Source organism: Endozoicomonas atrinae, from assembly GCF_001647025.1.
Taxonomy (GTDB): Bacteria; Pseudomonadota; Gammaproteobacteria; order Pseudomonadales; family Endozoicomonadaceae; genus Endozoicomonas; species Endozoicomonas atrinae.
This window is the reverse complement of sequence record NZ_LUKQ02000858.1, coordinates 1-269: the sequence shown is the minus strand read 5'-3', so window position 1 is coordinate 269 and position 269 is coordinate 1. Positions and strand designations below refer to the sequence as shown.

Here is a 269-nt window from a genome sequence, read left to right as displayed (position 1 = left end):
CAGTACCGGAGGTTCTATCCCAGGCACGGAAGTCAAAGGTGGCATCGCCGTTGTAGTCATCATTAGGGACAAAGCGCACTTTGTGATAACTGTCTAATAGCAGGGCATGGTTATCTGCCAGACTGCCGTCGTCAATATTGGCCCATGGATCATTCCAGCCAATCTTGTATTGCCAGGTACCGTTAGTGTTATCAACACTGGTAATGGCCATGGCTTCGATTTCATCATCACCAAAATAACCATCCGGGTCAGTGATACTGCCCTGGGCG

1 protein-coding gene is annotated in these 269 nt (G+C 49.4%); it reads right to left on the bottom strand.

Annotated features, from left to right (window positions below):
• Nucleotides 1-269 (bottom strand): hypothetical protein (locus AK963_RS34625; protein WP_175404826.1); only part of this gene is annotated, 269 nt, incomplete at both ends.